The organism is Neobacillus endophyticus, from assembly GCF_013248975.1.
Classification (GTDB): domain Bacteria; phylum Bacillota; class Bacilli; order Bacillales; family Cytobacillaceae; genus Neobacillus; species Neobacillus endophyticus.
In genome coordinates this window covers 996,810-1,022,207 of record NZ_JABRWH010000001.1, presented here as the reverse complement: position 1 = coordinate 1,022,207, position 25,398 = coordinate 996,810, and the positions used below count along the sequence as shown (strand labels likewise).

18 protein-coding genes and 2 riboswitches are annotated in these 25,398 nt (G+C 40.7%); of the genes, 12 read left to right on the top strand and 6 right to left on the bottom strand.

Going from position 1 to position 25,398, the window contains the following annotated elements:
• Positions 1 to 127: 127 nt before the first annotated feature.
• On the bottom strand, positions 128 to 1,840 hold the full coding sequence (locus tag HPT25_RS04935) for a sigma-54 interaction domain-containing protein (protein WP_173060778.1): 1,713 nt from the start codon (positions 1,838 to 1,840) through the stop codon (positions 128 to 130).
• A gap of 364 nt (positions 1,841 to 2,204) precedes the next feature.
• Here HPT25_RS04935 and HPT25_RS04930 point away from each other — a divergent pair, with 364 nt between their 5' ends.
• From HPT25_RS04930 to HPT25_RS04905, 6 genes are all read left to right on the top strand, one after another.
• Entirely contained in the window at positions 2,205 to 3,590 is a 1,386-nt protein-coding gene (locus tag HPT25_RS04930; RefSeq protein ID WP_173060775.1) for an amino acid permease, read from the top strand.
• 407 nt (positions 3,591 to 3,997) lie between these two features.
• Positions 3,998 to 5,566, top strand: a complete 1,569-nt coding sequence (gene pruA / locus HPT25_RS04925; protein WP_173060772.1) for an L-glutamate gamma-semialdehyde dehydrogenase — start codon at positions 3,998 to 4,000, stop codon at positions 5,564 to 5,566.
• 59 nt (positions 5,567 to 5,625) lie between these two features.
• On the top strand, positions 5,626 to 6,540 hold the full coding sequence (locus tag HPT25_RS04920) for a proline dehydrogenase family protein (protein ID WP_173060769.1): 915 nt from the start codon (positions 5,626 to 5,628) through the stop codon (positions 6,538 to 6,540).
• 349 nt (positions 6,541 to 6,889) lie between these two features.
• The gene (locus tag HPT25_RS28985; protein ID WP_173060766.1) at positions 6,890 to 8,455 is read left to right on the top strand and encodes a GW dipeptide domain-containing protein; all 1,566 of its coding nucleotides are present in this window, start codon (positions 6,890 to 6,892) and stop codon (positions 8,453 to 8,455) included.
• A gap of 51 nt (positions 8,456 to 8,506) precedes the next feature.
• Positions 8,507 to 8,592: riboswitch (cyclic di-GMP riboswitch) on the top strand.
• A gap of 52 nt (positions 8,593 to 8,644) precedes the next feature.
• A complete protein-coding gene (locus tag HPT25_RS04910; RefSeq protein ID WP_173060763.1) occupies positions 8,645 to 9,973 on the top strand; it encodes a diguanylate cyclase domain-containing protein in 1,329 nt (442 codons plus the stop codon).
• A gap of 169 nt (positions 9,974 to 10,142) precedes the next feature.
• Positions 10,143 to 10,240, top strand: a riboswitch (cyclic di-GMP riboswitch).
• 62 nt (positions 10,241 to 10,302) lie between these two features.
• Positions 10,303 to 12,513 carry a protease pro-enzyme activation domain-containing protein gene (locus tag HPT25_RS04905; protein ID WP_173060760.1) on the top strand — a complete coding sequence of 737 codons (2,211 nt, stop codon included), beginning with the start codon at positions 10,303 to 10,305 and terminating at the stop codon, positions 12,511 to 12,513.
• 370 nt (positions 12,514 to 12,883) lie between these two features.
• Here the strand turns inward: HPT25_RS04905 and HPT25_RS04900 are convergent, their stop codons facing one another.
• Together HPT25_RS04900 and HPT25_RS04895 are read right to left on the bottom strand one after the other, a co-directional pair.
• The gene (locus HPT25_RS04900; protein WP_173060757.1) at positions 12,884 to 14,068 is read right to left on the bottom strand and encodes an MFS transporter; all 1,185 of its coding nucleotides are present in this window, start codon (positions 14,066 to 14,068) and stop codon (positions 12,884 to 12,886) included.
• 68 nt (positions 14,069 to 14,136) lie between these two features.
• Positions 14,137 to 14,427, bottom strand: a complete 291-nt coding sequence (locus HPT25_RS04895) for an ArsR/SmtB family transcription factor (RefSeq protein WP_173060754.1) — start codon at positions 14,425 to 14,427, stop codon at positions 14,137 to 14,139.
• A gap of 162 nt (positions 14,428 to 14,589) precedes the next feature.
• On the opposite strand from HPT25_RS04895, the gene HPT25_RS04890 reads away from it, so the two are divergent.
• The 3 genes from HPT25_RS04890 to HPT25_RS04880 all read left to right on the top strand — a co-directional run bounded on the left by HPT25_RS04890 (position 14,590) and on the right by HPT25_RS04880 (position 18,780).
• The gene (locus tag HPT25_RS04890) at positions 14,590 to 15,228 is read left to right on the top strand and encodes an NAD(P)H-binding protein (RefSeq protein WP_173060751.1); all 639 of its coding nucleotides are present in this window, start codon (positions 14,590 to 14,592) and stop codon (positions 15,226 to 15,228) included.
• 157 nt (positions 15,229 to 15,385) lie between these two features.
• Positions 15,386 to 17,587 (top strand): arylsulfatase, encoded by a 2,202-nt coding sequence (locus HPT25_RS04885; RefSeq protein WP_173060748.1) that lies wholly within the window; start codon positions 15,386 to 15,388, stop codon positions 17,585 to 17,587.
• The gene (locus HPT25_RS04880) at positions 17,587 to 18,780 is read left to right on the top strand and encodes an anaerobic sulfatase maturase (RefSeq protein WP_173060745.1); all 1,194 of its coding nucleotides are present in this window, start codon (positions 17,587 to 17,589) and stop codon (positions 18,778 to 18,780) included. Before HPT25_RS04885 ends, HPT25_RS04880 begins: the two co-directional genes overlap by 1 nt.
• A 10-nt stretch (positions 18,781 to 18,790) precedes the next feature.
• Here the strand turns inward: HPT25_RS04880 and HPT25_RS04875 are convergent, their stop codons facing one another.
• Positions 18,791 to 20,062 carry an MFS transporter gene (locus HPT25_RS04875; protein ID WP_173060742.1) on the bottom strand — a complete coding sequence of 424 codons (1,272 nt, stop codon included), beginning with the start codon at positions 20,060 to 20,062 and terminating at the stop codon, positions 18,791 to 18,793.
• 152 nt (positions 20,063 to 20,214) lie between these two features.
• Here HPT25_RS04875 and HPT25_RS04870 point away from each other — a divergent pair, with 152 nt between their 5' ends.
• The gene (locus HPT25_RS04870; protein WP_246277140.1) at positions 20,215 to 20,919 is read left to right on the top strand and encodes a YybI family spore inner coat protein; all 705 of its coding nucleotides are present in this window, start codon (positions 20,215 to 20,217) and stop codon (positions 20,917 to 20,919) included.
• 157 nt (positions 20,920 to 21,076) lie between these two features.
• Positions 21,077 to 21,619, top strand: a complete 543-nt coding sequence (locus HPT25_RS04865; RefSeq protein WP_173060739.1) for a DUF3231 family protein — start codon at positions 21,077 to 21,079, stop codon at positions 21,617 to 21,619.
• Positions 21,620 to 21,658: 39 nt separating this feature from the next.
• Here HPT25_RS04865 and trxA read toward each other — a convergent pair whose 3' ends face one another.
• A complete protein-coding gene (gene trxA, locus HPT25_RS04860; protein ID WP_173060736.1) occupies positions 21,659 to 21,979 on the bottom strand; it encodes a thioredoxin in 321 nt (106 codons plus the stop codon).
• Between the two features lie 1,163 nt (positions 21,980 to 23,142).
• Here trxA and HPT25_RS04855 point away from each other — a divergent pair.
• The gene (locus tag HPT25_RS04855; RefSeq protein WP_173060733.1) at positions 23,143 to 24,057 is read left to right on the top strand and encodes a LysR family transcriptional regulator; all 915 of its coding nucleotides are present in this window, start codon (positions 23,143 to 23,145) and stop codon (positions 24,055 to 24,057) included.
• Positions 24,058 to 24,190: 133 nt separating this feature from the next.
• Here HPT25_RS04855 and HPT25_RS04850 read toward each other — a convergent pair whose 3' ends face one another.
• Positions 24,191 to 25,330: an MGDG synthase family glycosyltransferase gene (locus HPT25_RS04850; protein WP_173060730.1), complete on the bottom strand. Its 1,140-nt coding sequence runs from the start codon at positions 25,328 to 25,330 to the stop codon at positions 24,191 to 24,193.
• Positions 25,331 to 25,398: the final 68 nt, after the last annotated feature.

Sequence of the window (25,398 nt, the reverse complement as noted above, 5' to 3'; positions counted from 1 at the left end):
TTCCGCAACGCGGAAGGCGCCAATTTTTTTAAAATACACAAACAAGTTAAAAGGGATAAGTGTGTGAGGGGAATTAAATCAAAATAACCCCTTCAGAAACACTTGAAGGGGGAGAAAAGCTGCTAAATTAATCTAGACCATATTCTTTAATTTTATTGTATAAAGTTCCTCTTGAGATGCCGAGCAATTTGGCTGCAGCACTTTTGTTTCCATATGTTTTTCGTAAAGCATCTTCAATCGCAAAAGACTCCTCTTTTGGTGACTCCTCTGCATTATTGACTTGCGGCTTGGCATAGATGGCTTTACCAACAGATTTGACAGGCTGATTTGTATGAACGATCCCTCGCGGCAACTGTTCCAAGGTAATCAGATCTCCGTCATTGAGCAGAATAAAACGTTCTATTACATTTCGAAGTTCTCGCACATTTCCAGGCCAATGGTAGTTCATTAATGCCGTCATAACTTCAGGATCCATCGTTGGAATGGATTTCTTGTATTTTACAGTAAATTCACGCATGAATTTTTGAACTAATTCTACAATATCCTCCAAGCGATCACGTAATGGAGGAATATCCATTTTTATCACGGCCAATTGATAATAAAGATCTTTATCAAAATTCCCTTCTTGTACTAGTTCCTCGATTCTAGGTGAAGCAGAGGCAATAATACGTGTTTGGGCTTGAACACGCTCATTTCCACCAATACGATGGAAAGATTGATTTTCCAAATAGTTTGAAAGTTTTACTTGAATGTCAAGCGGCATGCGATCTATATCGATAATGAACAATGTTCCTCCATTTGCCTGTTCTAGTTTGCCGGCTTGACCAACTTGTCCCTCATCTGTAAAAGAATTTCTTTGATAGCCAAACAATTCTGTTTCTAAAAGTCCAGGAGGAATAGATAAGCAATTTACGGTTAAAAATGGATGATTCTTTTTGGAACCACCATAATGGATCGCCTGTGCGAGCATCGCTTTTCCTGAACCAGATTCACCTGTCAAGAGAACAGGAATGTCAGCTGAGGTTGCTTTTTGCGCCATTTTTAGCACTTGTTGGAGCTCAGGATTCACCCCGATGATGGAGGAAAATGGCTCTTCTTGATGGACATGCTGTGGCAATGATGAATACAATTCTTCATTGAGACGGACAATCCGAGTAATATCTTGCTCTGTTGCCACGCCCCCAATAATCTTATTCTGTTGAATAATAGGAGAGGCGTTTATTAAAACGTGAGTATTGCTGTCAGGCCGATGGTATGCTTGGCGAACAGGGAACCCTTCATTTAAGATGCGGTGTAATACAATATCTTCGTCCTGAAAATATTCTCCGATTTTCCGTCCAAGAATTTTTTCGCGATGGATTCCATAGGTTTCTTCTGCTGTAGTGTTCCAACAAATGACCTTACCTTCCTGATCCACAGCTGTTACAGCATCATTTACTGTTTCCGCCAACGCATGAAAGTAAGCGGTTACTTTCGATTCTTTGGCTTGAAGGTATCGAATCCATTCCATAGCAGTTAATATACCAGCGAATGCCTTTCTATCATCGTTTTGGATCAGAACGGGCCGTCGCCAATCTGCATTGGATTCAGGAACTTCGGATCGTACCGAGACTGTTGAAGGAATCCATCGAAGTTCCTCAAGAAAAGGACCTATGGGCTGAGAGTCCGTGTAGGCTGCAAAAATATCTAATTCACTATTCATTATGGTATAGTGCGTTTTCTTGACAGTAACAACAACATAATGGAATTGTTGGAGCCTGTTTTTCGTTTCCATTAAAGTTGTAGAAGACTCGATCAAAATAAAGGAGTCATCTATATGGACTTGTTCAGATTTAAACATATTATCCCTTCTAATTAAACAGTATTTCTATCAATGTATCACATTTGTATACCATTAGCTAGTTCAAGAACAGGAAGTGTTTAATTTCACGGTGAATATGTTAAATAATATATATGATTGTATATTTATCCAAATACACTCACAAAATTGTATGCTGTTATTGACAAATGTGAACAGATTGTGTATAAAATATAAATATATAAAATTTTTAAACAACTTATACAACTTCCTTGTTTTACTTCCAGTTTTAAAAAAATACTTGGTAGGATTTATCTTTATGATGCATTGCAACCGCTTACAGTGTATTTGGTAACTAAACTACTATTTTTTAATAGTAAATATTATGACAAAGGAAGTGGAAAGAATGAGTCATCAGCAAACGGAGTTAAAGAAAGACTTGAAAATTCGGCATATTACCATGATTTCTCTGGGAGGAATCATTGGAGCTGGATTATTTGTCGGAAGCGGCTCCCTCATTAACTCAGCAGGACCTGCATCTATTTTTTCTTATGTATTCGCTGGGCTGTTAGTTGTTTTGGTTATGCGCATGTTGGGAGAAATGTCTATTGTCAATCCAACGAGCGGTTCTTTCTCTACGTATGCCCGAGAAGCCATGGGACCGTGGGCAGGCTATACAATCGGTTGGTTATACTGGTTTTTTTGGGTAATCGTTATTGCGGTTGAAGCGATTGGGGGTTCCAATATCATTCAATACTGGTTTCCTTCCTGGCCTTCCTGGTCTGTCAGTCTCGCCCTCACATTGTTATTAACGCTGACTAACTTGTATTCGGTTAAATCATATGGTGAGTTCGAGTATTGGTTTTCATTGATCAAAGTTGTAAGTATTGTCTTATTTTTGGCTCTTGGGGGGGCTATTATCTTCGGCCTTATACCACATGTTCATTCGCCAGGGACATCTAATATTCTCCATAGAGGAGGATTCATGCCTCATGGATTCAGCTCGATCTTTGTGGGGATTGCGCTTGTCATGTTTTCTTTTATGGGAAGTGAAATTGTCGCCATCGCCGCTGGAGAAACATCACACCCTGAAAAAGCCATTACGGTTGCGACCAACAGTGTTATTTATCGAATTCTTATTTTTTATCTGGGTTCCATTTTAGTTCTGGTAACTGTTCTTCCATGGAATTCTACAACTCTATTAAAAAATCCGTTTGTTTCCGTTCTTAATGTTCTAAATATACCGGCTGCAGGTCAAATCATGAACTTTATCGTTTTGACAGCCGTGCTTTCTTGCTTGAATTCAGGTCTATATACAAGTTCTCGTATGTTGTTTGCCATGGCACAAAATGGGGATGCTCCTCGCGCATTTTCAAAGGTAAACAAAAGAGGAGTACCAGTTTATGCGATCTTGGGATGTACGGTAGTGTCCTTTATTAGCGTCATTTTTAATTATCTGTCTCCTGACAAAATCTTTCTCTTCTTGGTCAATGCTTCCGGGGGAGTAGCCTTGCTTGTTTATCTGGTCATTGCATTTTCACAGCTGCGCTTAAGAAGAAAATATGAAAAAGAAAAACCTGAAGCACTCAAAATCAAAATGTGGTTATTCCCTTATTTGACATATGCAACTATTTTGGTTATTGCCGTCGTTTTGATCATGCAGGCATTTATTGATTCCCTTCGTTCCCAATTCTACTTAACAGCATTGATTGCTGTCTGTGTTGTCGGTTCATATTTTGTCTTCAAGAATAAACGATCAACGAATACACTACCAGACAAACAAGTAGTTTAGTCTATCATTTTAAAAAGCCGTGAATTCACTTTGAATTCGTGGCTTTTTTCATGTACCTGACAAGGAACTGGTCTATATAAAAATCCATTGGTAATAGATTAGCTTTTTGAGCACAATTGTACACCACATTAAACAAAAGTGTCTTTTTGATAAAAATATGAACATTTTTTAAAAATATGTGTACAAAATTGTCTAAAATATTTTATAATACACTTATATTTAATATTGTAAATTTTCTAATTAGTAGTTCCTAAGCTTGTGAAAAGTCTTAAACACTTGTTATCTATTAAATTTTGGCTCTGATAAACGACATTGTTGTTTTTTATACTCAGTTAATTAGAGTGGAAATCAACAACCAAATATAACAGGGTCAAATTTTTAAAATTATTTCGCGAGGAGAGAATGTCATGATCACTGAAGCTAAAAGTCCAATTAAACCGTACAAACATGAACCATTTACAGATTTTTCGATAGAAGAAAATAAACAAGCATTTGAAGAAGCCCTGAGTTTAGTTAATTCTCAATTAGGTCAAGAATATCCGTTAATTATTGGTTCAGAGCGCATTACAACGGTTGAAAAGACGATCTCGGTTAACCCAAGTAATAAGACAGAAATCATTGGGAATGTTTCGAAAGCTGATAAAGATCTAGCTGAAAAAGCAATGCAAGTTGCTCTTTCAACATTTGAATCGTGGAAAAAGCATGATCCGGAAGAACGTGCGAATATTTTATTCCGGGCAGCTGCGATCCTTCGCCGCCGTAAGCATGAATTCTCAGGCTATCTTGTAAAAGAAGCAGGAAAACCTTGGAAAGAAGCGGATGCGGATACAGCAGAAGCCATTGACTTTCTTGAATTCTATGCCCGTCAGATGATGCAATTAAAAGATGGGGTACCAGTAAACAGCCGTGAGGGAGAAAGTAACAAGTTCAATTATATCCCGCTTGGCGTAGGAATCATCATTTCACCGTTTAACTTCCCATTGGCGATCATGGCAGGAACCGTGACTGCAGCAATCGTTGCAGGAAATACAGTCCTTCTTAAACCATCTGATAATACACCGGTCGTCGCTGCCAAATTCGTAGAAATCATGGAAGAAGCAGGACTTCCTCAAGGGGTACTGAACTATGTTCCGGGAGAAGGTTCGGAAATAGGGGATTACCTTGTGGATCATCCGAAAACACGCTTCATTTCCTTTACAGGTTCCAGGGAAGTGGGCTGCCGTATATATGAACGAGCGGCAAAAGTGCATCCAGGTCAACTTTGGTTAAAGCGTGTTATTGCCGAAATGGGAGGAAAAGATACCGTCGTTGTTGATAAAGACGTGGATTTGGATTTAGCGGCATCCTCTATTGTTTACTCTGCTTTTGGATTTTCTGGACAAAAGTGTTCAGCTGGTTCCCGTGCTGTTGTACATCAAGATGTTTACGATGAAGTACTTGAAAAAGCAGTGGCATTAACAAAGACATTAAGTTTAGGAAGCCCGGAAGACGCAAATACCTATATGGGGCCGGTGATCAGTCAAGTTTCTTACAATAAAATCATGAAATATATTGAAATTGGCAAAGAGGAAGGTAAATTGATGACGGGTGGAGATGGCGACGATTCCAAAGGGTACTTCATTCAACCAACCATTTTTGCTGATGTAGATGAACGTGCGCGTCTTATGCAAGAAGAAATCTTTGGGCCTGTTCTCGCTTTTTGCAAGGCTCGGGATTTTGACCATATGATGGAAATCGCAAACAATACCGATTACGGACTAACTGGAGCTCTCATTACTAATAATCCTGAACATATCGAGCGGGCAAAAGAAGAATTTCATGTCGGAAATCTTTATTTCAACCGCGGCTGTACGGGAGCAATTGTTGGTTACCAGCCATTTGGCGGATTTAATATGTCAGGAACGGACTCAAAAGCAGGAGGACCAGACTACCTGATCTTGCACATGCAAGCAAAAACAACTAGCCAAACATTTTAAGAAGAGGCGGGCAGCTGTTGTAGCTGCCCTTTAAAAACAAAACAGCTGGAGGGAATGCAATGTTAGCGGAAGTTTCGAAAAATGTATTTCTTTATGCCTCCCAAAGTAAAGGATTAAATAAAGCGGCCAAAAAATGGGGCCTTCGATTTGGAGCTTCACAAGTTGTGGCAGGAGAAACGATCGAGAGTGCTATTAAAAAAGTTCAAGAATTAAACAATAAGGGCTTGATTTGTACACTGGATCATTTAGGTGAATTCGTTTCAAGCAGAGAAGAAGCGTTGGAAGCAACAGAATATAATGTAAAGACATTGAAAGCGATTGCGAAATCCGGAGTTAATAGTAATTTATCAGTTAAAATGACTCAGCTGGGACTGGATATTGATCGGGACTTTTGTTTGAGCAACATGAAGCGGATCCTTGAGACAGCTAAAAAACATAACAATTTTGTCCGAATCGATATGGAAGATCATGCCCATTGTCAAATAACGCTCGATATCCTAAGAGAATTGCGTGAAACATATGACAATGTTGGAACGGTTATTCAGGCTTATTTGTTTCGTTCTCACCAAGATGTTAAAGAATTAAAAGGAATTCCTTTGCGTTTAGTAAAGGGAGCATATAAAGAACCTCCTGAAGTCGCCTTTCAAGAGAAAGAGAAGGTGGATGAAAATTATTTAAAAATCATTGAAGAGCATCTGCTGAGTGGAAGTTATACTGCGATTGCTTCTCATGACCATCATATTATTGCCAAAGTAAAACAATTCGCTCGTGAAAATAACATCCCTCGAGATCAATTTGAATTTCAGATGTTGTATGGGTTTCGCACAGACATGCAACTGAAATTAGTTCAAGAAGGTTATAAAATGCGTGTGTATATTCCGTTTGGGAATGATTGGTTTGGGTATTTTATGCGCCGGCTGGCAGAAAGACCTCAAAATGTGTCTTTCGCACTGAAAGGACTCTTTTCTAAGTAATTAATATAAATAATACGAAGATGAATAGATAATGTGGAAGGAGCAGCTAATTGTCTGCTCCTTTTGCTTTGCTTCCAACTGATTCTTCTTTTCCTTTGTTTGGATCGTTATTTTCCTCACATAAAAAAGACGGGAAATTTCTGCCGTCAGTAAGGTTCCCCTTCTACTATTTGAAATCCTCCATTAACATTGTGCCCTTCCGTTATGGAATAAGTATGTGGAAAAAAACAAGTATAAAAACTTAAATTTTTTATCAGACAAAAATAAATGATGTCAATTTTGTTACTATTTTAATAGTATAATAGATATATATATAGAATTAGATAAAGAGAATGGGGTTAAAGGAGAAATGAAAAAGCATATCATCCTTGTGTTAACATTCATCGTGCTTTTAGTTGGCTCACCGTCACTTATAAGTGCAGCGGGAACAACCGGTTCCAAAGTAAATGATTATATTTTTTCGCAAAATCTAGCACCGATTAAGGTACAAAATGACTATAAAAGTTCTTTTCCGAATTTTACTTATCGTAATGGCTTCGGGGAGGTAGAAGGCGTTGTCGTACATGAGACGGGTAATGACAATTCAACGATTACCGGCGAAATCTCCTATATGTCGAAAAACTATCAAAATGCCTTTGTCCATGCTTTTGTGGATGGTTCACATGTAATCGAAATTCATTCGCTGGATTATGGAGCATGGGGCGCAGGGAAGTATGCCAATCAAAGGTTTGTCCATGTTGAACTCGTCAGGGCGAAAACATTTGATGAATTTGCCCGATCAGTGAATAACGATGCCAATTATATTGCGAATATACTCTATCGCTATAATCTGCCATTGATTGATGCTGGGAATACGGGAACAGGTACATTATGGTCCCATAACGCCGTGACAAAGTTTCTTGGAGGAACCACCCATACGGATCCGATTGATTATTTTCAGAAGTGGGGCTATAGCTGGGATCAGTTTGTTCAGTTAGTTGCCTCTTACTATCAAAAACTGCCTGATAAAATCGCAGATACGAATCGTTTGGGACAAATTCGCAACAGCAATATTTCAATCTATCAAAACTATAATGATAGCACATCATCTATGAAAGCAGATGATTCTGTCATGAACCAAACCTTTTATATTAAAAAATTAGCCTTTTTCGGCAAGCAAACCTATTATTTGTTAAGCCGCCAGCCTAGCAGTACGGACGGAGTGGTTGGCTGGGTGAAGGCTGCGGATGTCATCACCTATCCCAATACGTTAGTAGATCAATCTTCCAAGACGCTCTATTTTACCGGAAACGGCAGTGCTTACAGTAAGCCTTGGGGAGCGAAGAATGATGTCGTCTTTGGATCGCTTTCGGATGATACAAATTTAGAATTTAAGATTAATAGAACAGAAATGGTTGGCAATGCCGTTTGGTACCAAGGGAGTTTAGCGGGAAAGACCGTTTGGATGGATGCCGGAAACCTGAACCAAGCCGTGGAAAGTGCCGCCAGCCGATTGGGAAATATTCAGAATGGCACTGTGAAAATTTATAAAAACCTTGGAAGCAGTTCACCATTCCAAGCAGGAACTGCTTATATAAATAAGGTATACTATATTAAGAGACAAGCCAAACTGGGCAGTCAAACCTATTATTTACTAAGCGGAAATGAGACTGGGACAAGCCCGATCGGGTGGGTTCTTTCAACTGACTTCATTTCCCGAAACTACGAAAATGTAAGCAACAAAGTGAAAAACCTTTGTCTAAGTGGAAACGGCAGTGCTTACAGCAAACCTTGGGGCGGAACGAAGGATGTCGTCTTTGCGAAGCTGTCAGTCTACAAAAAACGCAGTTTCACCGTGAAGCAAACTGCAATGGTAGATAGCACCTATTGGTATTACGGGGTGTTGGCTGGAAAAAACGTTTGGCTGATACCATAAAATGGGATGGAACATGATTGGCATATAGCTTTATAATGAGTATAGCTATATTTACGATAAAGGCAAACTTGTCGAAAGATAAGGACGCAAAGCTACGGATCTAAGGTTCATGCTTCTAAGATCGCCTGGCTGCCGAATACCTTAAAGGCTTTTTAAGGATATTCAACTATGTCTTTAAGGGGAAATTATATGTTAACTAGCAAATTGGACATCATTCAACATATTGACTCGTTTTTTGAAGTATTTGATAACATTTCCGATTTAGTCTATATCATGAGAGTAGATGAAGCAGGGCGTTTTCGCTATTTATTTGTAAACGAGCCTGCGAAGAGAATGGCTAAACTAGAAGATGGCGCCATTGGCAAAACGATTGAAGAAGTCATGCCTAAAGAAAGTGCTGAAATCATTAACGCACAATATCATAATGCCATCAAACTAAAAGAATACGTCACATATGAGGATTTCAAAGTAAGTACTTCTCTTTACAGGCAAAATGAACAAAAAACTCCTCTCGATTTTATTCATTTTGAATCAAAGATTACGCCGGTCTTTGACCAAAATGGTGTTTGTACGTATGTCATTGCCATTGTAAGAGATATTTCTGATCGGAAAAGGAAAGAAATAGAGCTCACAGAATTGAAAAACCGCTATCAAATGATTGCGGATAATATGACTGATTTAGTGAGTAATATAGATTCGAATGGGATCATGATCTATGCATCTCCTTCTCATGAATCAGTGTTAGGTTATACTCCTAAAGTCTATGAAGGAAAAAGGTTGTTTGATTTCATTCATCCGCAGGATCGGGACTACATCTACCATCAATTTATGGATATTATGGTGACAAAACAGACAAAAACGGTAGAATTTCGTCATATGCATGCCAATGGTAACTGTGTTTGGTTAGAAGCGAAGGCCTCACCTGTTTTAGATGGTGAGAAGAATATCCTCCATGTCCTTGTTGTGGCAAGAGAAATTATGGAGAGGAAATCGTTTGAGAAGAAACTGCGCTATATGGCCTACCATGATATGCTGACTGATTTACCGAACAGAAGATTATTTACAGAGAAGCTCGAACAAGCTTTAAAAGAGATTCATCAATCCGAACGGAAAATCGCCGTGATGTATCTGGATCTCGATAAATTCAAACTGATAAATGACACATTAGGCCATGATGTAGGAGATGAACTATTAATTCAGTTCTCTCAAAGGGTTAAGGGCTGTATAAAAAAATGTGATATCTTAGCCCGAATTGGCGGCGACGAATTTTGTGCCTTATTAGAGATTGAACATGAAATGGATGCTAATGTAATAGCTGAGAAAATCATTGATTCCTTAAAAGATAAATGGAAAATTGGCGAGCATGAGTTTGTTACGACCTCGAGTATAGGAATTGCCATTTACGAAAAGGGTTTTGATGTTGAATCACTCATAAAAGCCGCGGATCAAGCTCTTTACCGTGCTAAAGAGAAGGGCAGAAATAATTATCAAATTTATATAAATAATGAAAAACATTAATGGGGGCACTAGAAAAGTGCTCCCTATTTGTATTTTAGGAAGAAGATGGCTTAACGCTAATAGCCGGTTTTGTTGAGTGTTTACCATTTTTTAGGAGGAAATACTTATATACTTTGAATTACTCACCTAGTAAAATACCAATTAAGAGGAAATTTTATACAATTGAACCTAATGAAAAAGGCAAAGCTATTGAAAAATAGTGACGCAAAGCCGCGAGCCTAAAGAACAGGATGAAAAACTCCGTTCTACGGTAGTCGGGCCGCCTAAAGGGACCTAGGTTCTGTCATGGCGGCAGGCCTTTTTTGTTTGGAGAAAAGGAGAGTGGAAGGATGAGGAAAAGGAAATTATTGGCGTCAACTGTTGCTTCGTTGTTCAGCTTGTCGTTGTGTTTGTCTAGCGGATCAAGTCTTGCTGCTGCATCAAACCGTGTGCACCTTAATAAAGTAGCTCCCATGGCAGCAAAGCATGGTACGCCCCTTGGCCACACCAATCGAAATACAAAAGCTTCTTTAACGATTGCCCTTCAGTTAAGAAATAGTGATAAGCTGGAGCAATTCCTATCTAGCCTGAACGATCCTGCTTCCCCTAATTACAAACATTTTTTAACACCGGATGAATTCAAAAACCAATATGGGCCAACAGATGAAACGGTGGCAAAAGTTAAAAGCTTTTTAACAAGCAAGGGCTTTGAAGTCAAAAATGTTTCAGCCAATCATGCATTTATTACTGTCAGCGGAACGATCGGAATGATGGAGGATACATTTGGCGTCACCATTAATAATTATAAAAATTCTAAGGGTGATGTTTACTATTCAAATACTGAGGCGCCCAGCATCCCTGTGGAATTTTCAGGGATCATTACAGATATTGAAGGTCTGAATAATGAAGCGCACTACACACATCCGAAAATAAGAAAATCCTCGCAGCTGGTAAAACAAAAACCAGCATCTGTGGTGAAACCAAATGTAGGCAGCGGTCCTGCCGGCGGGTATACACCAGCTGAATTAAAAGGGGCATACGACATCAGCCCGCTGGCAAGCTCCGGGTATACTGGATCTGGACAGACCGTAGCAGTCATGGAACTGGATGGATATAAAGCAACGAATGTCAGTACCTATAGCAATTATTATGGTCTTGGCAGTCTTGCACCAACCAATGTATATGTTGATGGTTATAGCGGCGCTGCCGGTCAAGGCGAAACAGAAGTTGAACTGGATATTGAGGTCATCAATGCCATTGCACCAAAAGCACAAGTCGTCGTTTATGAGGGACCAAACACAGATCAGGGGTTAATCGATACGTATCAAAAAATTGCCTCAGATAATAAAGCAAAATCAATTTCTGTCAGCTGGGGAATAGGAGAGCAGCATATTTCGAGTGCCACTTTGAATAGTTTGCATACCATTTTTCAGCAATATGCCGCACAAGGACAAAGCATTTTTGCTGCATCTGGTGACAATGGAGCCTACGATTCCGGCGGAGCTACCTTGGAAGTCGATAGTCCCGCAAACGACCCTTATGTCACTGGTGTTGGCGGAACCAAATTAAATCTCAGCAACTCTTCTTACGGTTCAGAATCGGTTTGGAGCAATACCCTAAATAGAACGGGTGGAGGCGGCGGTTTGTCCCAAGTGTATGCAATGCCTTCGTTCCAGTCAGGCCCTGGTGTGCAAAATAGTTATTCGAACGGGAAACGCCAGGTGCCGGACGTATCGGCAGATGCCGATCCAAGCACTGGTTATTCTATCTATAGTACAGGTTCCTGGACTGTAGTCGGCGGTACATCGGCCGCTGCGCCGCTATGGGCGGGAATCGCCGCATTAAATAATCAATATGCGGCAGCAAATGGCAAGGGTAGCCTTGGTCAGGCAAATCCGACTTTGTATAAGGCTTTTAATACGACGCAAACATACACAGCGTATCATGACATTACGACAGGAAAAAATCTGTATTATCCTGCGACTACAGGATATGATATGGCTTCCGGTATCGGAACACCTGACGTCTATAACTTAATTCGTGATATTAATGGATCATCAGGCAGTACAGGTGGAGGAACGGGAGGAGGTACAGGTGGTACGGCAACACAGCTGATTCAAAATGGAGGATTTGAAAGCGGGCAATCACCATGGGTGGAATCGAGCACAGGGGGCTATCAAATCATTGATTCATCGTTGCCACACTCCGGCAGCTACTCTGCTTATCTAAATGGCTATAACAATAGTACAGATATCATCTATCAAACTGTTACAATCCCATCAACAGCAACCAGTGCAACTCTAACTTTTTGGACGTATGTATCAACAACAGAAATCAGTCATCCATATGATTATTTATACGCACAAGTACGTAATTCAAGCGGTTCAGCCCTATCAACCTTGTTAACACTTAATGATGGCACAGCATCCGGCTGGGTGCAGCATAGCTACAATCTGATAAATTTCAAAGGCCAGACCATCCAAATTGCTTTCAAAGGAACGAATGACTCCAGCAACCCAACCGATTTCTATGTGGATGATGTGAGTTTACAGGTTCAATAAAATACAAAAACGCGGCTGCCCTTAAGACTTTATTCGCTGGGCAGCCTTTTAATTTGTCTAGAGCAGCGATGTATTTTAGAAGTCAGGAGTAACTCAGAGGATCCGGCATTTGGCCAGTTTAGCGGCTGCCGGATCCTTTCCTTTCATTGCGTATTCCATTCAATTGCACGGAGCCCAACTGTAATGAAGGATGTTTTTATCGGCCGCATCGTGATGATGAAGGACATTTTTGAGATCGCAAGAAGGCTCGCTGTCCTTCATAGTGATGATGAAGGACAATTTTGAGTTTGTCAGAAGGGCCCCCTGTCCTTCATAGCGAAGATGAAGGACAGTTTCACAGATATTAAAAAGGTATTTGTCCTTCAAAGTTTTAGAGCTCCGCTTTATAGGAACTAGAGAACGCTGGGCAAATCTTCTTTTTAAAGAATTTGCTTTTTCCAAAAAAGATGACCGATAACAGGAAGAATATCACTGTAAAGAGCCCCACTGCATGGAAACCATGAAGAGCATGATAGAACCATCCGGTGGAGGTGGAGCCAATAGAAGCGCCGGCATACATGACAGCACTTGCTAAACTGGAGATGGTTCCCCTTAAAGATGGCTGGAGGGATTGTAATGAGCTCATCATGATGGGAAATAAAATTCCTCCCAGGGTAAAGACAACTAGAAAACATGCAGCAAAAATTGATATAAGTGGAAGAGTTGAAAGAACTAAATAAAGGAGCACCAAGCTAAATATGCCAGAGTAAAACACGGTTCTGGTACTAAATTTTTTTGTCAAAGCGGCTCCTGAAAAGCTGCCAAGTAAATTTCCGGCGCCAAGTAAGATCATCGTAGTGCCGATGCCAAACAGGGATAAGTGATAGAAGTCGTGAAGCACAAGTCCAATCATCGTGAACGATCCAAAGTTTCCAATTTGAAAAAGCAGATAAGCAAGGAAGCCGGGAATACTCTGAGTTGAAGAGAATAGCTGTTTATATCTCGTCCATGGGTGGACAGTTTGGTTCTGGCTGGGTGTAAGTTCTGGAAGTAGATAAACTGAAAAGATGGCTAAAACGTAGGAAAAGGCTCCAAGTATGTAAAAGGGTGTGGACCAGTGCTCCATTGCCAAGAAGCTTCCCAATGGGACCCCGATAAATTGAGAGAAAGACAGCCCTGCAGCCGCGATGCCGATTCCTTTTATAATATCCTTGGGATCGACAAGGGCGGGAACCAGTGCCCAAACTTGAGGGGCTACCATGGCGGCGCTCATGCCAGCTAATAGGCGGAACAGCAATATGGACCATTCATTAAAAGCCCATCCGCAAAATAAAGTGGCAGTGGCGAAGCAGATTAAGCCGATTAGCAATACTTTTTTTCGATTCCATCCATCCGACAATGGACCTATGAAAATAGCAAATAAAGCATATCCCATCGCATAAGCCCCCACAATCCATCCTAAATGTTCAGGTTTAATATGCAGGGCGTTTTCTAATGTTGGCAGCAGCGGGGAAACAATGAAGGTATCTGTGCCAATGGCAAACATGATAAGAAAAAGTAAATAAATGTTTTTCATAAAGGGTTCCTCCTTAATTCTATAGTTCAATAACTATTGAACAATGAGATAAAAAAAATCTCCCTATCTTATAGGGTTGTTAGGAAACTAGGGAGATAATTTTCAAATACTTCTAGATTTAATCTGATGAGTTTTGACTGAGCTTCCTTACGAACGACAATGAGTCCTGCCTCGCGTAATAATCGAAAATGATAGGAGGCATTGGATTTTGATGCTTCGCATTGTTCACCTACCTCTCCGCAATTCATTTCCCGTCCGCTCCTGTATAAAGTTCGGATAATCTCGAGTCTTGTTGGATCAGCCAATGCTTTAAATATTCGTACTAACTGTTCATCTTTTACTCTTTGTTCAATAATCATAGAACTATTATATAATCGGTACGAATGATATGTCAATTTTAGGTATAAATGGATGTAAATAATAAAATTTAGGTGACCTGTGGTAGTATATAAAGAAAAATACAAAACCTTTAATAAAAGCAATAAGGTGGAATTTTTCAGGTGATTATTAGGAGGGATTGTGTGGATCATCCATATAAAATTGCTTTAATTGGCGGCACTGGTAAGGTTGGCCGCTTTTTAGCTTCAGAAGCGTTAAAAAATGGCTTCCAAGTTCGTATGCTTGTTCGAAGTCCTAATAAAATAAAAATCTGTGATGATAAAATGGAGGTTGTGAAAGGGGATGTAGTGAATATAGAGGCAATAAAACAACTGCTGGAAGGGTGTCACATCGTCATAAATTGCTTTGGGCAACGTATGAGAGATACGCCAATATATAGCAGGGTTACAAGCCAAATACTTAAAGTAATGAAAGAAAAGAAAATGAAGCGATATATAGGAGTGACAGGAGCTTCACTTACCATTAAAGGGGATAAAAAAAGCCTGTTAAATCGGATTGGAGCCACAATGTTTGAAGTGTTTTTTTCCAAAATGATAATAAATAAAAAAGAAGAGTTCAACATTCTGTTGGAAAATCAAGACCTTGACTGGACGTTAATTAGGCTCCCTTTTGTGAGAGAAGCCGTGAAAAGCAATCCAGTCAAAGTCAGTTTTACCGATATGCCAGGATCATTCATTACAAATAAAGAAATAGCAAGCTTTATCATCAGTCAAATGGATAACAAAGCGTATATTCATAAAACACCCTTTATCGCCTCTTAAATTCCATTTTCCCACAAATGAAAATGGAATTTAAGGAAAAACTGAAAATCCTTTTATAGTTCATATTAAAAAATCCATATTAATAAATTAGTAATATACATTTGCAAATACCCTGAAGCACTTTGTCAGATTGCCTAAAAGAAGGCGGGTGATGAGAATGAAGGAAGGTTTTAAAAACCAAGCGGATCTAAATGTCATTTGTATTGTTTTGGATGATGTGGGTTTCTCTGCGTTAGGTTGTTACGGCTCTGAGATTGAAACACCTCATATTGACTCATTAGCTGCAAATGGTCTGCGGTACAACAACTTTACTGTCACTCCGTTGTGCTCGCCTACCCGTGCCTGTCTATTAACGGGGCGGAACTGCCACTCAGTGGGGGTTGGGATGATTACGGAAATCGATTGGGGCCCCGAGTACCCAAATAAACGGGGAGGCATTTCCAATACAGCTGCCACTCTGGCAGAGATTCTAAAGCTAAATGGGATGGCGACCTATATGGTTGGGAAGTGGCACCTCGTTCCAGGCCATGAAGCTGCATCAAGCGGACCCTTTGAAAACTGGCCGCTTTCCAAGGGCTTTGACCGATTTTACGGCTTTTTATTAGGAATGACGGATCAATATGAGCCGGATTTGGTATACGATAATCACCGGGTGCCTAGGCCTGATAAACCTAATTATCATTTATCAGAGGATCTGATGGATAAAGCGATGGAATTTTTAACCGATCATCTTTCGGTTACACCAAACCGTCCCTTTTTCCTGTATGTGGCCTTCGGGGCAACACATGAGCCCCATCAGGTGCCAAAGGAATTTATCGACAAATATGATGGGGTATATGATCAGGGCTGGGATTATATTAGGGAGGAAAGGTTCAGACGGCAGATGGAAATGGGCGTCATCCCACCTGGAACAGAACTCGTGGAGGCTAATCCAGGCATAAAGCCGTGGGATCAATTGACATGGAAAGAACAAACATTGTTTAGCAAGTTTCAACAGACATATGCCGGATTTCTGACTCACACTGATCAGCAAGTGGGCAGGCTGCTTGCATTCTTAACCTCCAAAAATCTGCTTAACAATACGATGATTGTTTTACTTTCCGACAATGGCGCCAGTCAGGAAGGCGACTGGAACGGTTCTATTCATGATGCTGCCTATTTCAATGGCATCATCGAAAGTGTGAATGAACTGTACAAACATATTGATGAAATTGGGGGACCGCAAACCGATTCCAATTATCCTAAAGGCTGGGCTCAGGCAGCCAATACTCCTTTTAAGTATTATAAGCAAGATACGTTTTATGGCGGCACACATGTTCCTCTTATTGTACACTGTCCTCGAACGATTCCTGATCGCGGCTCGATTCGCCAGCAATTTTATCATGCCGTGGACATTACACCTACCATACTGGACCTTCTCCATATTGAAGCACCGAAAATAGTGGAAGGGGTTCCGCAAATGCCGTTTCACGGGGTCAGTATAAAAGAGACTTTGACCGAACCGAATGCTCCATCAGGAAGAACCACTCAGTATTTTGAAATGCTGGGGCACCGAGCCATTTGGCATGATGGTTGGGTAGCGGTCACGTATCATCAGCCAGGCATTCCTTATCAGCAGGATCATTGGGAGCTATACCATGTGGACGAAGATTTTTCACAGAAGTTTAATTTGGCAGAAAAATATCCGGGGAAATTAAATGAGCTTACGGCCATATGGTGGGAGGAAGCAAAGAAATATGGCGTCCTGCCTATGGTTGATCAGCCGCCGCTAAATGGGTATGAAGGCCTTCAGGAGGGAAGAACCACATTTATTTTTTATCCTGGGATGGCGCATTTGCCATCAAGTGCAGCACCTAATATCAATTTGTCCTCCTACTCCATCACGATTCCCATCTATCGTTCCAATGACGCAGCAGAGGGTGTCTTAATCGCTCATGGCAGCCATTCAAGCGGATATACCTTGTATATCAAAGATAACCGATTAATCTATGAATATAATTTCATTGGCACTGTTTATCGAATCCAATCTTCTATGATAGTACCCGCAGGTTATTCAATCATTCAGTTTACCTTTAATCGCGGGCTGATCACTAATGGAATAGGCAAACTTTTGATCAATGGTCAGGAGGGGGGCAGTGTTTATATGCCGCGGACATTGCCATTTGTGCTTTCAGTTGAGGGATTAGATATTGGCCAGGATCGATTGACACCCGTCAGCACCAGCTACCCCGTGCCGGAGTTCCCCTTTAGCGGACAAATTGAAAAAGTGATCATTGAATTAGATGCTGGTCCTTTTTTTAAAAAAAGTAAAAGGGATCTGATCCGCATTACAATCAATGGAATGACGCAATATCACTGATGAAGGGAAGAAATTCATTGGGAAAGAGCCATCATTTTCACCTTCTTGCTAAGCCGACTGGACCTATGTGTAATCTGGATTGTGAGTATTGCTTTTACACCAAAAAAGAATCAAATTATCCTAAAAATCATTCCTTCCGTCTTCCTGATGACGTGCTAGAGATGTATATTCAGCAATATATCGCCTCCCAGGACACAGAGGAAGTGGTCTTTGCCTGGCAGGGCGGCGAACCAACTTTAATGGGGCTCGATTTCTTTATAAAAGCTGTTTCATTGCAGAAAAAATATGCCGGCGGGAAACAAATCAAAAATACGATTCAAACGAATGGAACCCTCTTAACGGATCGGTGGTGTGAATTTCTTTCTGCCCACCATTTTCTGGTGGGCCTCAGCTTGGACGGTCCGGAAGCCATTCATAATCAGTACCGGTTTGACCGAGGAGGAAAGCCCACCTTTCATGAGGTAATGAGGGGGCTGTCGCTATTAAAAAAACATCATGTCGAATATAACGTTCTAACCTGTGTCACAAGACATTCTGCTTATAAGCCGCTTGAAATCTATCACTTTTTCAAACAGCAGGGTATTCAATATATTCAATTGATCCCTGTGGTAGAACGGGAAGAATGCAGATTTGACGTGTCCCCCTGGACGGTAGAATCGGAAATGTATGGTGAGTTCCTGATCTCCATTTTTGACGAATGGGTGCGGGAGGACATCGGCTCTGTTTTCGTTATGAACTTTGAATGGGCCTTGGCCGCTTGGGCAGGTATTCCGTCGTCTATCTGCCTATTTGCTGAAGAGTGCGGCAGGGCCTTAGTGATGGAACACAATGGTGATTTATTTTCCTGCGATCACTATGTTTCACCGGAATATCGATTAGGAAACATTAAGGACGGATTAATGGAAGCGGCCGATCAGCGCTTTCAGCGTGATTTTGGCAGGAAAAAGCGGAGTACCCTTCCCCGCGTCTGCCAAAATTGTGAGTTTCGCTTTGCCTGCCATGGCGAGTGCCCGAAAAATAGATTTCTTGTTTCCGAGGAAAAGGAGCAAGGATTAAATTATTTATGTGCCTCATACAAAAACTTCTTCAAGCATATTTCACCGTACATGAAAGTGATGAAACAGCTTTTGCAAGCGGGATTACCGGTTTCTCTTATGAAAGACATCCTTATAAAACATGGAAAAACTTGCTGATGTTTACAAGCTATGTAACAGCTCTTTCGCCCGTAACGTGTTGATTTTCTAAAGACATAAAAGTACGGAATCGCTTGTTAAAGGCGAAGGGAATTGTTACCACAATCACCATAAAAAAAGCTAATGTAATAATCAGTTTAATAGAAAAATATCTGCCCAGAATCCCTCCCGCAGCCATGGCAATCGGTGTCAGCCCTTGGCTTGCAATCGATACAAATGATTGGACCTTGCCCCGCATTTCTTGTGGAGTAGAGATTTGTATAATGGAGAGCAGCATGACATTGATGATGGCATTAAAAAAGCCACCTGCCAAAACAAATAGAGCCATCAGAATGAATAAACGTATATGGACGGATAGAATCAGAAAGATATTTGAAGCAATGACAGATAGGATGAAGAACATAAATCTGCTGTTGGCTGGGATCTTTAAAATGGTCATCAAAATGTAGCCTGCCATGGCGCCAAACATAAAACATCCCATTGTGAGCCCATATTTCCCGATGCCAAGCCCGTTAGTAAATTGAAAGAAAGGCAGAAAAAGAATAACGGCTATGTAGGATAAAAAATTAAAAGAGGCCACCAAGATAAGAGAGGATCGCAATCCTTCGAAATTCCAGATATACTGGAAGCCGCTTTTCAAATCCTCCATAAAATGCTGTGTACTTCTTTTTTTTATCGTTGGAATTTTAATAAAACAAATAGAAAGACAGGAAAATAGATAGGAAAATCCATTTATAAAGAACAGACAAGGTGCGCCTAACAACTGCAGCAAATACCCGCCTGAAGCACTTCCGAACATATTGGCACTGCTTGAAACAATGGAAAAGGCTGAAGTGGCATTCTCTATTTTTGCCTCCGGTATCAGGTCGGGAATCACGGAATTAAGGGCTGGTCTGAAGATGGCACCGCATACGCCAAGAACGATTCCTGCAATGGTCACCATCCAAATTTTTATAACCATTTGAAAGGCAGCTAAAGCAACAAGTACGATGCATATTCCTCTGATGACATCCATTAAAATGAGGATTCGTTTTCGGTTTAGTCGGTCGACCCATACTCCTGCAAAAGGTGAAACCAATACTCCTGCCAAAGAACTTATGCCAAGAAGAATTCCCATATAGGCAGTGGAATGGGTGGCAGCAAGTGTCCAAACACCAAGTGCGATATTATAAAAGGCATCACCGAAAGTCGATACAAGCTGTGCTTGCCATAGAGTGATAAATTTTGCCGTCCAAAGCTTTTCGGTTAGGAAGGGGCGATTATTACTTCTTAAAGAATTCATTCCCATTGCCTCCACTTTCAAAAAGACCTGTGTTTATTTTAACATATTTATCCAATTTCTTTTCGAAAAAAAGTATACAAATTGTGTACATCATGCTCTGACTTATTCCTACATATGATTCTATAAAGTATGAAAGAGGGGTGGGATGAAAAATGAGGCAGAATCAACCTTCCATTGTGGCGGTCAAAAGGGGTGATATAGATGGAGACGGGGTAATGGACAGTGTCCTGCTGACAGCAATGAAAACACCTGATAGCCCTTTTTGGAGAAATATTACGCTGGTAATCCAAAATGGCAGAACCCATCATACAGAGCACATTCCTTTTAAGAATAATGCGGGTTACCGTCCAACCTTGTATTTGGGGGACTTTACCGGCAATAAGGGAGACGACATATTAGTGGCCATCGATACCGGAGGAAGTGGTGGTGCTATTTACGCGTATGTATTTTCTTCGATCAGCGGCCATATCGTCCAAATATTTGATTCCGATATTTTTAATGAATCACTCAAGTATGCTGTGAATTACGAAAATCAATACAAGGCAGAAGTGATTAGTTATACGCTGAAAGAAAAGTATATGTTGGATCTTACTTATAAAGGAAAGGACTATCTATCCGAAATTTATTCAAGCCAAGGAGTGTTGAAAGCTCCTATAACCGGCTGGGTAAATCCATTATCAGGGTTATATCCGATTGATTATAATCGGGATGGCACCTTTGAACTCGAAGCGTATCAGCGAATTGCCGGTAGGTATAATGCGGATGGTCTGGGATATGTCCAAACCGTTTTGAAATGGAACGGACATAGGTTTATCCCTGAGCGGCAAAGTGTAGCCATATCTGGAGAGGAAATATAGAAGACTGGAAGAGATGGAGTGAACGCCTGCTCATTTTGGTATCCGCGAACAGCTGAAAAATAAGTGAATAACTATTTTTCCAGACATGTTTTCCTAGCAAAATGGAAAAGATACCATCAGAACAAATTATATCCAAAGTCTGGTGGGATCTTTACATATGAAGGTATTTGATGTGATTCATGATGCATTTCAGCCCTTTATGGACGGAAAGAAACGCCCATTGAATGTGATGGAGGTTTCTAACCTTTGGTTTTTTCTGTTAGGGACGGAAACGACTATGCGAAGCGAAGAAATAGGTTACAATCTTGCCCAAGATCCTGAATTGAAACAAATTTTAAAGAACGTTAGGGAAACGCTGCATATCCCGATTCGAGACGAGCTCAAAGAGTTCTTAATGAAAGAAGGCATACCCCTGCCGCAAACGACACCGGAAAAGCCGCTCGGCGATTTCCGTGATATACCGGAGGGAGCAAAGCTCAACGATGAAGAATTGGCCAATTTAATGTCCTATAACCTCGCAATGGGGGTTAATTATGCGGCAAAAGGACTTTCAGAATCTATCCGTGCCGATGTAGGACTTATTTTTTCTAAAATTTTACTAAAAAAGACCTTATCTGGTTTAACGCTCAAACAGTACTTGGATCGGCATGAATGGCTCCGTATTCCGCCGTTTTATAATGTGAAGGACCAACAGTTTTAGAGCAGGAACAAAGAAATCGTTCCTGCTCATTTTATTTCTTTAAGCAATCAAGCCGGAATCCTTTAGGGATTCGACCAGCATGTCTTTAGGTTGAAAGCCGGTAATTCTTTTCACAAGCTGGCCATTTTGGAAAAATAACATTGTAGGAATTCCCATTACTTGATTCTCACTGATAAACTCGGGATTTTCATCCGCATTTACTTTGACAATTTTGACATCATGTTCGAAATCAATTTCCTCCAAGACAGCGCCAATCATTCTGCATGGGCCGCACCATGGCGCCCAGCAATCGATCAGTACAGATGCACTTGTTTCAATTTCCTTCTGAATTTCCTGCCCGTTAGCGTGTGAAATACTCATTGAACATCCTCACCTTTCATCTGTTCTTGGTTGTAGTATATGATGGAATGTAGTATAAGTAAAATTAATACTTTTAATAATATACATTAGTAAAAACTAATGTGTGGAATTTGGTTTAGTTGCGGATGGTTCTAAAATAATGGAGGGAGCTGAAGTAAAAGAGGTCTAGGTACGGGTAAGGGTAAGGCTGAAAAAAGGGTTCGGGATGGAGAAGCCTGGATTTAGTTGCGGGAAAAGGGAAAAAACAGCGATGTAGTCTGAAGTAGAGGAGTTCTAGTTACGCGTAATGCACGAAAATGAGACTCCAAGGTGAAGTAGGCGGGACCTAGTTGCGGGAAAAGGGAAAAAACAGCGATGTAGTCTGAAGTAGAGGAGTTCTAGTTACGCGTAATGCACGAAAATGAGACTCCAAGGTGAAGAAGGCGGGACCTAGTTGCGGGAAAAGGGAAAAAACAGCGATGTAGTCTGAAGTAGAGGAGTTCTAGTTACGCGTAATGCACGAAAATGAGACTCCAAGGTGAAGTAGGCGGGTCCTAGTTGCGGGAAAAGGGAAAAATCAGCGATAAAGGCTGAAGTAGAGCGGTTCTAGTTACGCGTAATGCACGAAAAAAAGGTCCCAAGGTGAAGTAGGCGAGTCCTAGTTGCGGGAAAAGAGAAAAAACAGCGATAAAGGCTGAAGTAGAACGGTTCTAGTTACGCGTAATGCACGAAAATGAGACTCCAAGGTGAAGAAGGCGGGTTCTAGTTGCGGGAAAAGGGAAAAAACAGCGATGTAGGGTGAAATAGAGCGGTTCTAGTTACGCGTAAAGCACGAAAAAAAGGTTCCAAGCTGAAGAAGGAGTGTTCTAGTTGCGTGTAAAGAGGATCAACAGCGATGAAGGCTGGAGTAGAGCGGTTCTAGTTACGTGCAAAGCACGAAAATGAGACTCCAAGGTGAAGTAGTCGGGTTCTAGTTGCGGGGAAAGAGAAAAAACAGCGATACAGGGTGAAGAAGGCGGTCCCTAGTTCTGGGGAAAGAGTGAAAAAAGCGTAAGGGTGAAGTAGCCGCCAAGTCTAGTTGAACGTAAGTACGATTAAAACGCAGTATACAAAGGTAATCGATTTCTAGATACCCCCGATTGCCCCAAACAACACCTTCATAAAGAAGTTAAAAGAGGGATCCCATGACATTATTTCAATTAGAGGTATTTTTAAAGGTAGTAGCAACGAAAAGTTTTACGAGAGCGGGAGAGCAAATCGGCCTTTCGCAATCGGCCGTCAGTCAGGCAGTGGCTGCGCTGGAATCGGAGCTAAATGTAAAATTATTAAACCGCCATAGGAATGGGGTCAGCTTAACCGAAGTAGGGGAGCGTATTACGAGCCTGATAAAGGATTTATTAACGATCAAATCAAAAATTGTAAACGAAGCTAGCGGAATCACTGAAATCGAAACGGGTACGATTAGAATCGCCAGTATTTCAGGCATGGCAGCTAAATTATTGCCAGGCATGATCAGTTCCTTTAAACAACGATTTCCAGGTGTGGATGTCACGCTATACGAAGGGAGCTATGAAGAGGTTAAGAATTGGATCAAATTATCGGTAGTGGATGTGGGGCTGATTGCGGAGGAAAAGCATGAATTTGAATTTTTTCCGTTACTGCAGGATAAAATGGTGGTAATTATACCGGAACAGCACCCATTGAGCCATCAATCCGATATTAAACTAAAGGAAATCGCCAAGGAGCCCTTCATCCTGCCAAAGGAATGCGACCGTCTTCTTCGTACTGTTTTTAAAGAACAAGGGGTAACTCCTTCCATCCCGTTTGAAGTCAGTGACATCGCTACGATCATTGCTATGGTTCAAGAAGGGGTGGGGAACACCATTCTCCCGGAGCTGGCCATTCCCTCCATATTGCCGAAAGTGCATGTTTCCTACTTAAGTCCACAAGTATACCAAAACTTAGGCCTTGAGATTCGTTCATCTGACTACATGAGTTCTGTTTTGACAGCCTTTATTCATGAGGCACAAGAATTCACCAAAAATCTATCCTTGAGATTATTCAACAGTTACCATTCTGTTATTACTAAAAAAGGTTAATCGTCCGCTGGCTCTTTTATAGCAGGAAAAAAACTGACCCAACATCCTTGGGTCAGCTTTTTTATTAGAGGGTTATACGTACCCAGGAAGCGAGAATCCCTGGCCAGTTTTTAGCCTCTCTGCACCTAGCAACTTATAATAGTTTTACTTTTGCTTTTTCAGAATCAGACTCCCCGACATTCAAAATGAATTGCAGAATGTCTTCCGCTGCATTTGCATTTACAAACTTTCTTTGGCAGGTCATCATTCTATGGAGTTTCTCTCCGTCATTTTCAAGTAATTGGGTGATGGTATGTTTAATATCCTTTTGGTTTTTACAAACGACGCCCAAATTGAAATTCTCGGCAAAAGCTGGATTGTCCTCTTCCTGACCTGGCAAAGCTCCAGTAATGATCAATGGTGTATTAGAAGCTATGGCCTCAAACATAACATTGGGACTTCCTCTGGTAAAAGCAATATCAGAGCTTAGCATTAAATCTTGGATATTGTGGGTGAATCCATAGATCATCACTCTTTCGCCATATTGATGTTTAAGGGACCTTTCCAGCTTATTTTTAAGTTTTTTGTTTTTCCCAGCGACAATTTTGACGGTGCAATCAAAATGGCTGAGGAGGGTTTCAGCTATTTTCTTCATGTTGCCTGCGCCTTCACCACCGCTCATGATCAAGAAGGTTAATGATTGTCCTTTTCGATACCATTTTTGTTGAGTATCGTTCTTTCGAAAAAAACGGGATCGGACCGGAAATCCTGAAACCTGGATTTTCTCATGCGGAATTCCGAATTCCCTACATTTATCTTGGGCTTCCAAAGTGGGGCTTATAATATAATTGGCCCTTTTATCAGCCCAAAGGGGGAAAATATTTACGAGGTCAGCAATTAGAGTAACAAAAGGGATTTTTATCATGTGCTTCTCCAAAATATTTAAAATAGAGCCGTTAAAATTAGGATGAACGGATAAAATTAGATCCGGCTTCACTTCTGCCAGCAATTCTAGAAAGTCATCTCTTATCAATGATTCAATAAAATGGTCTACTAAAGAGGGTTTTATCGCTGATAGTTTCCATATCATCTTCCATAAGCTCTCAGCGTTTCTCGTGATGGGTCCATAAGATTTTCCTATATTTAATAACAATCGATTACCAAGAGAAAATCCATCTACTACATGTATCGTTAATCCACTATAAGCTTTGGCTCTCTCGCATAGAGATTCTGTTATACTTTTATGTCCATGTCCTGTATGGTCGGAAGAAATAATCAGTAATTTCTTTTCCATCCTATCAGTCCTTTTTAAAGAAATAATAAATGGGCATTTTCTAATAAGAAAGTCAGGGGAAATTGAAC

Bases quoted from the DNA above. Each gene is read 5' to 3' on its own strand.
- HPT25_RS04905 (WP_173060760.1), top strand. From the start codon at position 10,303: ATGAGGAAAAGGAAATTATTGGCGTCAACTGTTGCTTCGTTGTTCAGC.
- trxA (WP_173060736.1), bottom strand. From the start codon at position 21,979: ATGAGTATTTCACACGCTAACGGGCAGGAAATTCAGAAGGAAATTGAA.
- HPT25_RS04935 (WP_173060778.1), bottom strand. From the start codon at position 1,840: ATGTTTAAATCTGAACAAGTCCATATAGATGACTCCTTTATTTTGATC.
- HPT25_RS04865 (WP_173060739.1), top strand. From the start codon at position 21,077: ATGAAGGTATTTGATGTGATTCATGATGCATTTCAGCCCTTTATGGAC.
- HPT25_RS28985 (WP_173060766.1), top strand. From the start codon at position 6,890: ATGAAAAAGCATATCATCCTTGTGTTAACATTCATCGTGCTTTTAGTT.
- HPT25_RS04895 (WP_173060754.1), bottom strand. From the start codon at position 14,427: ATGATTATTGAACAAAGAGTAAAAGATGAACAGTTAGTACGAATATTT.
- HPT25_RS04870 (WP_246277140.1), top strand. From the start codon at position 20,215: ATGAGGCAGAATCAACCTTCCATTGTGGCGGTCAAAAGGGGTGATATA.
- HPT25_RS04855 (WP_173060733.1), top strand. From the start codon at position 23,143: ATGACATTATTTCAATTAGAGGTATTTTTAAAGGTAGTAGCAACGAAA.
- HPT25_RS04930 (WP_173060775.1), top strand. From the start codon at position 2,205: ATGAGTCATCAGCAAACGGAGTTAAAGAAAGACTTGAAAATTCGGCAT.
- HPT25_RS04900 (WP_173060757.1), bottom strand. From the start codon at position 14,068: ATGAAAAACATTTATTTACTTTTTCTTATCATGTTTGCCATTGGCACA.
- HPT25_RS04875 (WP_173060742.1), bottom strand. From the start codon at position 20,062: ATGAATTCTTTAAGAAGTAATAATCGCCCCTTCCTAACCGAAAAGCTT.
- HPT25_RS04880 (WP_173060745.1), top strand. From the start codon at position 17,587: ATGAAGGGAAGAAATTCATTGGGAAAGAGCCATCATTTTCACCTTCTT.
- HPT25_RS04920 (WP_173060769.1), top strand. From the start codon at position 5,626: ATGTTAGCGGAAGTTTCGAAAAATGTATTTCTTTATGCCTCCCAAAGT.
- pruA (WP_173060772.1), top strand. From the start codon at position 3,998: ATGATCACTGAAGCTAAAAGTCCAATTAAACCGTACAAACATGAACCA.
- HPT25_RS04850 (WP_173060730.1), bottom strand. From the start codon at position 25,330: ATGGAAAAGAAATTACTGATTATTTCTTCCGACCATACAGGACATGGA.
- HPT25_RS04885 (WP_173060748.1), top strand. From the start codon at position 15,386: ATGAAGGAAGGTTTTAAAAACCAAGCGGATCTAAATGTCATTTGTATT.
- HPT25_RS04910 (WP_173060763.1), top strand. From the start codon at position 8,645: ATGTTAACTAGCAAATTGGACATCATTCAACATATTGACTCGTTTTTT.